The sequence below is a fragment of the Pseudomonas sp. 210_17 TE3656 genome (assembly GCF_054821965.1).
Genome location: NZ_JBTRBC010000001.1, coordinates 5,488,365 through 5,500,341, shown reverse-complemented (window position 1 = coordinate 5,500,341; position 11,977 = coordinate 5,488,365). Strand labels below are relative to the sequence as shown.

Below are 11,977 nucleotides of genomic sequence, written 5' to 3'. Positions count from 1 at the left end.
GATGTTATTTACTGCACAACTACCCGATTGGCTCGTGGCATGTTTTCGAATTGCGCTCCTCGGCGAAATCTACCCTGATATTAGAGCTATTGCTGTCGGATACAATGAAAATGGTTCGGTGTTGATTCGATATTATCTTGATCGTGAACCAACAGAGTTTGATCTGGAAAGTCTGGAAGTTGTAGCTACAAATTTTGATGCAATGGGAGGGAAAAAACAGGCTATCAATAGAATTGATATCGAATGCGTTTGCGCGGAAGGCTCTAAGCGAGAGTTGGAGCCACTTAGTGGTTTTATATACTCTAGGCGAGAGTACAGCTGAGTTTGCTTCAAAGAAGCTGAGGCTTTAACTGGCATTACGCAGAGGCAGCTTGATAAGAAATTTAAACATGCTTCTGATTTCGGGGTAGTGACTACTAAGAAAAATCCTGAGACTATTGCTCAGTATGAGTCTGCAATTAAAGCCCACATGGCATCCACCACTACGACTCAGCAAGGTACATATGGGTTTGTAAAGGACTCTAAGGTGTTCTTTAATTCGAGCACCAATAACGCTGTTGTGCTCGATGCATCAGGGAATGTTGTGACAGGGTTTAAGCTATCGCCGGGAACTCAGCTGTTTGATAATTTTATTAAAAATGGAGTGCTGCGATGAGTCTTACTATCTTGGAATTTGCAAGGTCGTTTGTAGCAGGAAGGCTGACAGCCGAAATTTTTTCTGAGGCGTATATTGAGCTTCGGAAAATTGAGCGAGATAGGAAAATTCTGCAGCTCGATGAACCTTTGTTAAACGAGTGTTTGTCCAGCATTTTTTGTGCTGCGGACATGTACGAGCCAAGCGAAACAAGGGAAAAGTATGAGTTTGACGATGAAATGCTTAGATCTGAAGTCGCGACACTGGTGCAAAAATTAGTCGCTGATTAGTTGGTGCAAAAGGTACAGGCGGTGCGGTAGAGCTAACATTTGACAAGGCTACTCGTACTTGGACAACGCCAGCAGGTCTAGACTAGGTTCTGTACGAAATCCTGTGAAACTCAACTGAGGCGAGTCGGTTAAGACGCCGATGCGCTACGCCAATACTGCGATCGGTATCGGATACAACCGGTCATCCCGCTGCGCTCGATGAAGCGCAGACCCAAACCCGGTTTGCCCAGGCTGTTCGATCGGCCAAAATACCGACAGCGCAACATCATTGAGCGCATGTTTGGCTGGCTCAAAGATACCCGTCGAATCGTCACTCGCTTCGACAAGCTTGCGAAAAGTTATGCCGCTATGGTCTCGCTGGCTTGCGCCATGCGGTATCTGCGACATTTCTTTTCGTACAGAACCTAGGTGGTATGCGACCTGGAGTTGGCTCCGGAGCTGTATATAAGACGACTAAAGAAGCTAGGCAAGCGGCGGAGGCTCTAGAATTTAAAAAGATCAGTAAAACTGTACATGGTGGCCAGGCGGTGTTTAAACTAGATAATCGGTACATTGCAATAAATATTGATGGACTCAACGGTGGTGCTTGGAAAATGGAGGCCTCAGTAAAGGATCTCAGTAGTAGAGATGCAAGGCTGGGTACCTTTGATGCGAACTTTGATCGTATTGGAGATTGAAATGAATGAAAAAAACAAAACTCTTTGGGTTGATCGAGGAAAAACTATTAAGCAGCTTATAGCTGAGTTGCAATCATTTTCTGATCAGGATTTATTGGTTGAAATATCAACAGATGACGGCGTAACAAAAAAACCGATCAGTCTGGTTGTAAAGTCTGATGCTACTTGTCTTTTAATATATTGTGGGTAGTGCTATTTGTTGTGTGGAATTGTCTCGGGCTTTGTGAGAGGTGTGTGAAAATTCCTGAGGCACCTGCTCCGGCCCGACTTCCCTGGGACAGACTTTGATGTGGTAGATGGGTGCTTGTCACGGCGCTGGATATTTAACTTGGACTCACAAGGATTCGTCTGTTTGGCATCCCGATGCATAGCAAGTCGAAGATTTTTGGAATAAGTACCATGGTGGCGATTTAGTCGCATGGCAAGTGTTCGAGCGAGAAAAAGCGTTAATTTTTAAGGAGTAATAATCGATGATATAGGGGACGCTTTGAGTCCAGAAGCCGAACGCTCTGCGTTTGTTGGTCCTTGGCTTCCGATGGCTTTGCCCCGAACGACCAGGAGCTTTTTATTGGAACTGATCCGGTTGTCCACGATATCTATGAAGAGCGCTAAATCCTCGCCAGCGGATGAGAGCCTGGCGGTCCCAAAGGGTAGGCGGGTTCTGGCTTCGAGTCAGTCTATTTTTTAAACCGACGGCAGTCGTCATCGGCCCGTTCTTTAAAAATGCAGGGCTTTTCCGTTTTACCAATTCAACACGGCGGTAACGGGCTGAAACCCGTGTCGGAGTATTTTTTTGCCGTGATCGCGTATCAACTGGGCTACCGGCCTGCAGACCACGTCCCTTCTGGCGTTGCGCGCCTCGACAACGAAATTCGCCTCTGGCGATCCCCTTGAAGAAAAAAGGTGACTGGGGGCGCAAGGAAACCCGGCGTGATGAAGTGACCGATGTGAAAAACATTGGTAGCGAAATCAAGACCGGTGGCGACCTGACGCTGGTCAGCGGTGGTGATCAACGCTACCAGGGCGCCAAGATGGAAAGTGGCAATGACCTGGCGATCGTCAGTGGCGGTAGCGTCACCTTTGAAGCGGTCAAAGACTTGCATCAGGAGAGTCACGAGAAGAGCAAGGGCGATCTGGCCTGGCAGTCAGCCTCCGGCAAAGGCCAGACCGATGAAACGCTGCGCCAGAGCGAGCTGATCGCGCAGGGCAACCTGACGATCAAAGCCGTGGAAGGGCTGAAGATCGATCTCAAGCATATCGATCAGAAGTCCGTCAGCCAGACCATCGATGCGATGGTGCAAGCCGATCCGAACCTGGCGTGGCTGAAGGATGCCGAAGCGCGTGGGGATGTGGATTGGCGCAAGGTGCAGGAAGTTCACGACTCCTTTAAATACAGCCACTCTGGCATGGGCCCGGCCACCCAGTTGGCCGTGGCCATCGCCGCGGCCGCTATCGGCGGCATGGCGGCGGCGGGCGCGCTCAGCGGTGCGGGCGCAGGAGCCGTCGTAACCGGCGCAGGGGTTGGTGCAGCAGGCAGCCTCGCCAGTACTGCAGCCGTCAACCTGATCAACAACAAAGGCAACCTTGGCCAGACGCTGAGTGACACCCTCAGCAGCGACAACCTCAAACAGGTGGCCATTGCCGCCGTGGTCGGCGGCCTGACCGCCGGCTACTTCGACCAACTCCTGCAAACCAAGACCAACCCCGTCACTGGCAAGGTGACCGTGGATTTGGGCACCGTCAGCGGCGTCAGTCGTTTCGCCGCCAACCAGGCTGCACAGAACATCACCAGTACGGCCCTGAGTAAGGTCCTGGGGCAAGGTGGCAGTTTCGGGGACGCCCTCAAGGACAGTGTCTACAACACCTTCGCCGCCGGTGGTTTCAACTGGGTCGGTGACTTTGGCCAGTCCCACGACCTGAAGCCCGGCGACGCGCAAATGGTGGTGTTGCACGCTCTGATGGGGGGGGCTGGCGGCCAAGGCACGGGGTGACAGCTTCGCCGCTGGCGCAGCCGGTGCGGGGCTTAACGAGGCAGTGGTCGCTGACCTGGACCAACTGGTCAGTGGCTATTCCCCGGAAAACCGCGAAGCGCTGCTGAGCATGAGTTCGCAACTGGTAGGGCTGATCGCTGCGGTCGCACAGGATAGCAACGCCAGTGCGAGCCAGCTCGAAACGGCGGCTTGGGCGGCGAAAAATTCGACGCAGTACAATTTCTTGGCGCATCAGGATCTGGATGGGTTTGAAGCTGAGGCGCGGGAATGTAAAGCGCTTGGCACGTGCGATAAAGTTCAGCAAAAATACCGTGACTTGAGTCTCGTAAATCAGGATGCGGTTTTCGATTCTTGTGTACAGGCACCCTCAACATGCATACAGCTTTTTGGTCAGCTAATAAATGATCAGAAAAGCCTGCAGGAAAGGATTGCTCACCTTCAGCTCGACAGTAGCATTCCGTTTGAGTTGAAAGTCGATTTGGCTCGATACCAACTGCAGAACACCTCTGCTATCAGCGAACTGATTGCAACGGAATCAAAGCTAGCTAATATTGAGAACGGGGCTTCGGTCAGTAAGGCTGACCGTGATAGTCTGATTCTTAGCGCTGTGAGCGGAGGGTTGTTCGGAAAGGCTGGGGCCAATACAAAAGGAACCAAGCCACTAGGCCTTGGTTCGACAGGTAGATCTACTCCTGCTAATTTGAATGAAAAGCTTGCTATGGAGCAAGCTATGTCAAATCCTACAGCTGGTCGCCCACTGCCCGTACCCATGACTGATCCTCGATGGCCAGCAGCTGATGGTTGGGTAAAGTCAGCCCAGAATATCAATGGCATCGAAATTCATTACGTCAGAAACTCCAAGACTGGAGCCATTGATGATTTCAAGCTTAAGTGAGTAAGAGTATGCGAGCTATTTGCAAATCTAGTCGCGGTGAGGCTATCCCACCATCGAAACGGTATTTGGGTGAACTGGATCAAACCGATTACTCTCCTTTGATGATTGGGGAAAGTTATTTGGTGTATGGGCTGATGTTTATTTTTGATCGTGTGGATTTTTTAGTCAGGGCGCCTGGTCAGCCACCGTTCTGGGTTCCGGGCTGTCTGTTTGACTTGATTGATGCAAGGATTCCGTTGGGCTGGGAGTTTTGTATCACGCAGACACGCACAGAGTACGCGCTCTTGCTTGACACCTTTGGCATTAATTATATTGCGGGATACCCATTATTGGTTAATGATTATAAGCACTATATAGGGGTGGCTGAGCGAGATCCAATAGAGCTGCAACGCTTCATAGATAGTGTGCATGGTGAATAGAGTTAACTGATATTTTTGTAACCTGATGGTCCAAAAGACCCCACTTTACCGAGAGCGACTGGCAACGTTTCACACAACTCGCCCAAGCCATCGAGTACCAGTACCCCGAGCTCCCCGAGCGCCTTGGGCTGAAGCCACTGGACAACTGGCGGGACTGGCTGCCGCCGGAAAGCTACCGAGGGGTAAGTGTTTTTCTGTGGTTGTCGTTGGCGGTTTGTTTCGCTGCCTACCTGTTTGGCGGCACCATGAAAAGGGACGGCATCTTCAACCCGAATGTCGCGCCGCTGCTGATGGTGGGCATGCTCTGGTTTGGCACCAAGGCCTACCAGTTCTGGTCCATGTTGGCGATGGCGGTGCGGTCACTGGATGTGCGCTTGAGCCAAAGGTTGCTCCCGCGCAGATGGTACCGGCAAGGCGCCGGGCTCTTGGTGCTGCGCCATGTTCTCCCCAGTGTGGTGCCAGCAGCCCTGGCTTTCTCGGCGTCCAGCCATGTGCCCTGGATGCGCTGGGCCAGCCCAGTGGTGGTGTTCTTTGGCACGTTGTATTTCACAAATGCAGCGCTGGTGGGCGGCAGGGTTCCAATATGGACCCGGGTATTGAACGTGATCAAGCGCCAGGCCGAGCGGCTGCCTTGGCACCTGCTCAAGCGCGAAGGCATCATCGTTGTTGTGGCTTTACTGACGATGGGAATTTGGGTTTACACGCAGATGAAACCTGTGGCTTAGGCGTGGAATGATCAACCTGCTATCGACAGGGCACTCATGGCCTTCACCTAGAGAGTAGAAGATCCATCGCACCAGCTTAGTCCTTGCCGAGGCAGTGTGGCGAAGCAGGCCAGAGTGGCCTGCTTCGCCTTCACGCGCCCTTGATGGCCACTCCGGCTAGAGCATCTACTTGTCACCAACCTTCAGCGCGGCCGCTTTTCGGGCAACGCGCCTTGCTTTCACTGGCTTGGGAGCCTCGGCCTTGGCTGCCTGAATCGCCACGGCCTGCAATTCCTCGTAGGAATCCTTCAGGCACTGCGCGAGGAAGTCCGGGTCGGGGACGACGTTCGGTGAGCTGGTCAACGAGATGAACATCTTTCCGCAGTAGCTGGTGGGGTTCCAGATCAACGACAGGCCATCGACCAGCGGACCAACACCGCACCAGTACACGAGCTTTGCACCGAGCATGTACAGCGGCACATTGGGGCCCGGAACGTTGGTCACCATGCAATTGTGCAGCACCACCGGGCCCTTGCCGCCCATGCCCATCAGCGTCGCCAGGCGACCGGCGAGACCCAGCGTGGCCGGGGGCGCGAATTTCTGCAGATTGGTCAGGTCGTTGGCACCGACCGCATTCTGGATCGCTTTGGATTGCGAAGTGGCGGCCTGCAGCGCTTGCAGCCGCTCAAGCGGATCCTCGATGTCGGTGCGCAGCGGGAAGGTGAGCATCGACACAGTGTTGCCGGCGGCGACGGATTCATTGCCCTGGCGGGTGTTGACCGGTGCCAGGGTCACCAGCGACTTCTCCGGCAGTTCATCTTTTGCCATCAGGTAACGACGCATCGCTCCACCGACAATGGCCAGGACCGCATCGTTGACTGTCGCCCCGGGCACCAGGCTTTTGATCTGTTTCACCACGCCAAGATCAAGGGTGACCGAATCCCAGACCCGACTGGACGTTACGTTGCTGTTGAACCGTGTGCGCGGTGCGCCGCCTTCAGCGCTCAGTACCGAACTGGCCACTTTCCGCAGACTGGCAATGGCCAGCTTGGGCAACACGCGGGCCAGCGGCAGTGCCATGCGGGCAGAGGCCGAGATGTTGTCAGTGAACATGCGACTAACCGTGTCCAGCATGCCCCATCGCGGCGACACGCTGGTTGCCGCCGGCGGGTTATCGACCACCGCGACAGGTTTACCCTGCGCGCCGGCCAGATCGTGCAAGGCCCAGGTCAGCTCCGCGGCCGCGGCGCCGTCCATCGCCGCATGGTGCGATTTGGTCAGGATGGCGAAGCTACCCTTGGGGATGCCCTCGATGTTGTCGAGCCCCTCGATCACGTACATCTCCCAGGGCGCCCGGGAAAGATCGACCGAGCGGGCATGGATGCGTGACACCAGGATGCAGAACTGACGCCAGTCGCCTGGCTTGGGCAGGGCGAAATGGCGAACGTGGAAGTCGATGTCGAACAGGTCGTCCTCTACCCAGTAGGGATAACCGAGGCCAAAGGGCACCTGGATGATCTTGCGTTTGAACACGGGCGAGACGTCGAGACGATCCGAGATATGGTGGACGATCTCCCGAAAGCCGAGTCGTTGCCCCTCTACCGTGGACTGATCGTAGATGTAGATCATGGTGCAGTGCGACGCGGCATGGGGACGATCGACTTTGAGGAACAGGGCATCTTGCCCGCTGAGTTTGCTCATCGTTAACGCTCTCGCAAGGTTGTGGCGCAGTTGGGGGCAATCAATTGAGCTGAAATACAGGCGCTTCGCGTTTCATCAATACGACCAAGGTCGACGACGGGCAGATTCATCGATCTACCGTTGCCCCGTCCCCCTGCAAATGGGGGGGAGTACGCGGTCGGCGCGGTCTTTAAGCTGGAGGCTATCGGGGCACCTATGCTGCCCCTCGCCTGAGGGAATTTTGCGTGTGGCGTAAAGAACAGAGCACGAGTGAGGATGGGGCAGGGGATTCACGCAGGCCCTGGTGGGAGTGTTTGTCCGAAGACTTCTGGCGGCAGGCCGATGGTACCGAACTGGATGCCAGGCACCGCCTGAAGATACATGGCAGCGCCGCGATCGAGCGGGTGATGCGCACCTCCTTGTCGGCTACGGTGGCGGTGACCGCGCTTACTACGCTATCCAGACCTGGCCGTCTGCAGCGCGAGTTCGAAGCGCTGCGCTACTACGAACCGCTAGCACGCACGGGAGACGCCTCTCAGGTATTCCTGCCACCGCCGAAGGACATCGCCATTTCAGAGCGCGCGTTGCCCGGCAATGACATCCGTCGTTTCCAGCTGCGCTTTGCCAGCCCGTTCAAACCGCTCAATCCGTTCGCTCGCCCGCAGTTCGAGGCCATGCAGCGCAATGCCTTCGCGCATGCCCAGCACTGGTGCCATGGCGACCGGCCGCGTCCGACGCTGATCGTCATCCACGGCTTCGCAGCCGACCCGCACTGGCTCAATGCCCACGCCCTGTCGTTGGCCGATTTTTATCGGCGGGGCTATGACATCCTGCTGTTCACGTTTCCGCACCATGGCCGTCGCGCAGAACGCAGCGACTGGTTCAGCGGCCAGGGATTGTTCGGCAGTGGGCTGGTGGCCTTTAACGAAGCACCGCTGCATGCGATCCATGACCTGCGGGTGTTCATCAACTATCTACAGGAACGCGGTGTCGAGCATATTGGTGTGACCGGCATTTCCCTCGGCGGCTACACTGCAGCGCTGCTGGCAGCCGTTGACGAGCGCCTGGCCTATTGCGTGCCGATCGTCCCGGCGGTCAGCCCGATAGACGCGTTCCTTGAGTGGCAGCCCACAGGTGTTTTGCTCTCGCGGCTGATGCGTAACCAGGGCATTGGCGTGGCCGAAATGCGCGGATTGCTTGCCGTGCACAACCCGCTGACCTACGCGCCGTGCATGGATGGCGAGCGCATGCTGATCATCGGCGGTGCCGGAGACCGCGTCACCATGCCACGCCACCTGCGGCTGCTGCACCAGCACTGGCCAGGCAGTGCGTTGCACTGGTTTCCGGGCAATCACATTCTGCATCTGGGGCGTGGTGAGTATTTGGCACGCATGGGCGCTTTGATGGATAGATATTCGGGGCTGTAGTCAGTCGCGCGGCAGTACCGGGCTATGGCGTCAGGTCATGTGACCGAAGTCATCTGTACGGAATGCCTGCGTCTTGAACTTGTTTAGAAACCCAATAAAGTTTCCTTGGCTCGTTTCGATAATTGTTATGCCATCTTGCCAAATGGCATTCTCAGTTTCGTGCCCACTGCCGACTGGATCGCCCTGGTTCTGGTGGATGTTGTGGACGCCGAGTCCCGAAGTAAAAGGTTCGCCAAAGATATAAAATCTGATGCCTTGAGAAATAACTGACTCTAGATCGGTCAACGCTTGTAAGCCGGTGCCACTCTTCCATGGCGGGTTCCATCGCAAGAACTCAAGAAACCGGGCGAGGCAGCTGTCATAGCGGACACTCCAGAACATTATTGGAGGATGTAGAATTTTCGATCTGATGTAGTCTACCGCCCCTGAGCCATTGGTGGAGGGTAGTGAGTGCCAGCCATCGGAGAGTGCCTTTATATTTGCAAAGTCAATGGCGCGGATCTGTACGACACGCCATTGAACCCCATCAGGCATGGATTTAGGATCTACATCGATTGCGCAGTGATATTCGCCATTCGGCGTGTGTATAGTGACGTTTCCGTGGTAATAACGCCCATAGTTGTCTGGTGGATCGCGGAAGTAGTTTGACTTCTGACCGATCACAAGTCCGTAGCCATTGCTAAGCCCCATGATTCATGGCTTCTTTAACACGCGGATAACTGTCTGGCCTAGAATTTTCTGGCCGTCTGCGTCGACACCGAATAATCGTACCTGCAAACCAAGGTTCCACCACCAATTCGTATTCCAGTCTTTGGGCTGAAACGTTATATGGTAAGGTGAAGTAACCCCTTGATCATCTGTTGAAGTGAAAGTCACGTCGTTATTGCGAAGGGATAACAAGAGAAAATATACCCCGGATGGCTCCTTGTCTACGGGGTCCCAAAGCAGCTCATATGCCTCGCGCACTTCCATATCTAATGGAAATGCGTTAGCACATCTAAAATTGGCTTTTGCCAGCCCTGAAACGGACTCGCCTGTATCCGCTCGCGAAACCGAAACCAATAATCTTAGGTCCTTCTTGAACTGGCTCTGGTCTTCTGCTGAAACTGCCTCAACAATTAATCTCATGTTGTGCTCCTGACTTAAGCGTGAAGCATGCAAGATAGGCACAAAAATCAAATTCTCAGTCCAGCATATGGTTGGCTGAGCTAATGCTTCTAGTCGGTGCTGAGGAAATTCGCTTGAGCTGAAAGGTTAGACGATCGAGTGGCACCGATCATCCACACGCTGATATAGCTTTTTCATAAGCCTTATCGCCGTTTACAAGCTTGAATTGATTTTGTACCCGACTAGACTTATTGACTGGATCCATTCACCGAGCAGATTTTGAGCCTGCAGTTTTACGAATCTAAAGGCATTTTGATGTTGAAGTGAACGTGAAGTTAACAGGGTCAACGTGACTTGCCTTTGTAAACCGGGGCAACGGTGTCAAACGTTTAGCTTAAAGCGAACAGGAGACCCGCATGGAAACTCATTGGATACGGTTATCAGCCATTGCTTTTTCGGTCACGGCAACGCTGATTCTGCTTACAGGCTGCGATCAAGATGCACCAGGCTCCTCAACTGCTGCCGGGCCGCGCCCGAGCACGATCCTGGCCCAGTATAAACTCCATTCCCCGCCGCCTTTAGCTTCTGCCGCCGATGTGCCCAAGTTTTTGGACTGGGCAGGTGCTTCTCATGTCGATGAGAAGGAGGATGCGCGCACAAAGGTCGTCGCAGCGGCCAGTAACAACGAAATTATTCAGGCCTTCATTGACGAGATTGAACGCGTTCAGGTTTCAGACCAAACGCGGGCGCTTCTGGCGCTTGCGCTTCTCGGTGAAACGCACAGTCCGGGGGCCGAAAGTTTCTTTGCTGAGTTCGCTATACGCCCACTTCCAAACGAAGGCGCTGTAGTGGATGGCGAAATTATCGAGCAGACGCGTGCGGCTCAACTGCAAGCGAAAGCCGTTGATGGCCTCGCGTATTTCAATAATGAACGTACCAACACGCTGGTGATGGAAATTGTCAGAAATCATCCATCAAAAATTGTGCGCGCAGAAGCGATCAACGCTTACCTATGGAATCACGGCGATTCAGACGCAGCGCGCAGGATGCTCTCGCATTATGTGCGCAACGATGAATCGATCTTCCTCGACCGGGTGCGGCGAAACCCTGGGGAGAGGGCTGAGTCGTTCAATCGCAAGCTAGAACAATTTCTGGTTAGACATCCTGATGTGGTTCCGCCGTCCCCGGAAAAAAGCCAGGCCGAGCAGAATTCAGCGACGACCAGCAAGGCGTTTGACGTAAAACCTCCAGAATTCTAGTCGCGAGTATCCTGTGTGATTCCTAAAGAGGATTCGACATGCAGACCTTCAGAGGATTGATCACAGTCGCCACGATGGTCGCAATGCTCGGCGCTGCGCTAGACGCTGGTGCCGTGTGTAATCAGAGCGCTGCGAGCCAAGCCGACCGGGACTTATGGAGCACGCATGGATGCTGGCGAGAATTCTACCTTTGGGAGTACCAGGCGTATGGCCTTGACGGTAATGATTTTACTAACCGCGGCTGGGATGACGCTTGTAATAACGTGCTTGAATTTCCGAAGCACTGGAATGGCGCGTTCTTGCTTACTTATGGTCTGCTAGACAACAACGATCAGTCGTTTCACGGAACCATCGACTACCGGGCAACTGCGGAGGCTCAGAGCAGTAATTACCATAACGCAATCCACCACACGGTTGCGGATGGCACTGACAAATTTGGCGGTTATTCAGGCGGGACTGTGACTACTTACTGCCCGCTGTACAATCCGGCCTCTGCGAACGCCAATCCCGGCTCACGGGGTGGTGATTTCCAACATGAGGGTTGGCACGCCTGGCTAGAGAAGGGTAATTGGGACAACGGCAGTGAAGGAGGGCACCGTCCGGGGCCGGTCGGTTCTTGCACATTCAAGGCGTGCGACTATTTCTACTTTCATGGAATTAGTGAGTACGTTTTTGGCGCTATGTGGGAGGACGACGGCACGGCTAAACGCTTCCACTCACCCAACCAGGTACAAGTGGAATATCTCTGCGACGTAGCCGATCAGTCGAAGTCGTGGGTGCCGGCTTCGGTGAGGCTGGCGGCGCAGACTGATGCCAATACGCGTGCGACTGCACGCTTCATAAATGGCCCGGGTTACTCATGTGGAAGCGCTCGGCCATGGTGATACATAATCC

The 11,977-nt window shown here is 54.2% G+C and carries 13 protein-coding genes and 2 pseudogenes; 12 read left to right on the top strand and 3 right to left on the bottom strand.

Annotated elements, in window-relative coordinates:
• Position 1: 1 nt before the first annotated feature.
• From ACVI9W_RS25205 to ACVI9W_RS25165, 9 genes and pseudogenes are all read left to right on the top strand, one after another.
• On the top strand, positions 2–322 hold the full coding sequence (locus ACVI9W_RS25205) for a colicin (protein ID WP_461531677.1): 321 nt from the start codon (positions 2–4) through the stop codon (positions 320–322).
• Between the two features lie 33 nt (positions 323–355).
• A complete protein-coding gene (locus ACVI9W_RS25200) occupies positions 356–655 on the top strand; it encodes a colicin D domain-containing protein (RefSeq protein WP_461531872.1) in 300 nt (99 codons plus the stop codon).
• Positions 652–924 (top strand): colicin immunity domain-containing protein, encoded by a 273-nt coding sequence (locus ACVI9W_RS25195; protein ID WP_461531676.1) that lies wholly within the window; start codon positions 652–654, stop codon positions 922–924. Before ACVI9W_RS25200 ends, ACVI9W_RS25195 begins: the two co-directional genes overlap by 4 nt.
• 132 nt (positions 925–1,056) lie before the next feature.
• Positions 1,057–1,332, top strand: a pseudogene (locus ACVI9W_RS25190) (transposase); the annotation flags it as partial.
• Positions 1,287–1,601, top strand: coding sequence for a toxin C-terminal domain-containing protein (locus tag ACVI9W_RS25185; RefSeq protein ID WP_461531675.1), 315 nt, complete (start codon positions 1,287–1,289; stop codon positions 1,599–1,601). The pseudogene ACVI9W_RS25190 and the gene ACVI9W_RS25185, both read left to right, overlap by 46 nt.
• 1 nt (position 1,602) lies before the next feature.
• On the top strand, positions 1,603–1,791 hold the full coding sequence (locus tag ACVI9W_RS25180) for a hypothetical protein (RefSeq protein WP_461531674.1): 189 nt from the start codon (positions 1,603–1,605) through the stop codon (positions 1,789–1,791).
• A 703-nt stretch (positions 1,792–2,494) separates the two neighbouring features.
• A pseudogene (locus ACVI9W_RS25175) lies at positions 2,495–3,834 on the top strand (DUF637 domain-containing protein); the annotation flags it as partial.
• A gap of 718 nt (positions 3,835–4,552) precedes the next feature.
• Positions 4,553–4,906, top strand: coding sequence for a hypothetical protein (locus tag ACVI9W_RS25170; RefSeq protein WP_461531673.1), 354 nt, complete (start codon positions 4,553–4,555; stop codon positions 4,904–4,906).
• 245 nt (positions 4,907–5,151) lie between these two features.
• Positions 5,152–5,631 (top strand): hypothetical protein, encoded by a 480-nt coding sequence (locus ACVI9W_RS25165; protein WP_461531672.1) that lies wholly within the window; start codon positions 5,152–5,154, stop codon positions 5,629–5,631.
• Between the two features lie 165 nt (positions 5,632–5,796).
• On the opposite strand, the gene ACVI9W_RS25160 is transcribed toward ACVI9W_RS25165, so the two are convergent.
• On the bottom strand, positions 5,797–7,311 hold the full coding sequence (locus ACVI9W_RS25160) for a wax ester/triacylglycerol synthase family O-acyltransferase (RefSeq protein ID WP_461531671.1): 1,515 nt from the start codon (positions 7,309–7,311) through the stop codon (positions 5,797–5,799).
• A 293-nt stretch (positions 7,312–7,604) separates the two neighbouring features.
• On the opposite strand from ACVI9W_RS25160, the gene ACVI9W_RS25155 reads away from it, so the two are divergent.
• Positions 7,605–8,717, top strand: coding sequence for an alpha/beta hydrolase family protein (locus ACVI9W_RS25155; RefSeq protein ID WP_461531670.1), 1,113 nt, complete (start codon positions 7,605–7,607; stop codon positions 8,715–8,717).
• A 30-nt stretch (positions 8,718–8,747) separates the two neighbouring features.
• Here the strand turns inward: ACVI9W_RS25155 and ACVI9W_RS25150 are convergent, their stop codons facing one another.
• On the bottom strand, positions 8,748–9,407 hold the full coding sequence (locus ACVI9W_RS25150) for a DUF2278 family protein (RefSeq protein WP_461531669.1): 660 nt from the start codon (positions 9,405–9,407) through the stop codon (positions 8,748–8,750).
• 3 nt (positions 9,408–9,410) lie between these two features.
• Positions 9,411–9,845, bottom strand: coding sequence for a hypothetical protein (locus tag ACVI9W_RS25145; RefSeq protein WP_461531668.1), 435 nt, complete (start codon positions 9,843–9,845; stop codon positions 9,411–9,413).
• Positions 9,846–10,240: 395 nt separating this feature from the next.
• Here ACVI9W_RS25145 and ACVI9W_RS25140 point away from each other — a divergent pair, with 395 nt between their 5' ends.
• Both ACVI9W_RS25140 and ACVI9W_RS25135 read left to right on the top strand, forming a co-directional pair.
• Positions 10,241–11,083, top strand: coding sequence for a hypothetical protein (locus ACVI9W_RS25140; protein ID WP_461531667.1), 843 nt, complete (start codon positions 10,241–10,243; stop codon positions 11,081–11,083).
• Between the two features lie 38 nt (positions 11,084–11,121).
• On the top strand, positions 11,122–11,967 hold the full coding sequence (locus ACVI9W_RS25135) for a hypothetical protein (protein WP_461531666.1): 846 nt from the start codon (positions 11,122–11,124) through the stop codon (positions 11,965–11,967).
• Positions 11,968–11,977: the final 10 nt, after the last annotated feature.

Coding starts and splice junctions, on each gene's coding strand:
- ACVI9W_RS25205 (WP_461531677.1), top strand. CDS start 2: ATGTTATTTACTGCACAACTACCCGATTGGCTCGTGGCATGTTTTCGA.
- ACVI9W_RS25195 (WP_461531676.1), top strand. CDS start 652: ATGAGTCTTACTATCTTGGAATTTGCAAGGTCGTTTGTAGCAGGAAGG.
- ACVI9W_RS25180 (WP_461531674.1), top strand. CDS start 1,603: ATGAATGAAAAAAACAAAACTCTTTGGGTTGATCGAGGAAAAACTATT.
- ACVI9W_RS25165 (WP_461531672.1), top strand. CDS start 5,152: ATGAAAAGGGACGGCATCTTCAACCCGAATGTCGCGCCGCTGCTGATG.
- ACVI9W_RS25160 (WP_461531671.1), bottom strand. CDS start 7,311: ATGAGCAAACTCAGCGGGCAAGATGCCCTGTTCCTCAAAGTCGATCGT.
- ACVI9W_RS25150 (WP_461531669.1), bottom strand. CDS start 9,407: ATGGGGCTTAGCAATGGCTACGGACTTGTGATCGGTCAGAAGTCAAAC.
- ACVI9W_RS25145 (WP_461531668.1), bottom strand. CDS start 9,845: ATGAGATTAATTGTTGAGGCAGTTTCAGCAGAAGACCAGAGCCAGTTC.
- ACVI9W_RS25140 (WP_461531667.1), top strand. CDS start 10,241: ATGGAAACTCATTGGATACGGTTATCAGCCATTGCTTTTTCGGTCACG.
- ACVI9W_RS25135 (WP_461531666.1), top strand. CDS start 11,122: ATGCAGACCTTCAGAGGATTGATCACAGTCGCCACGATGGTCGCAATG.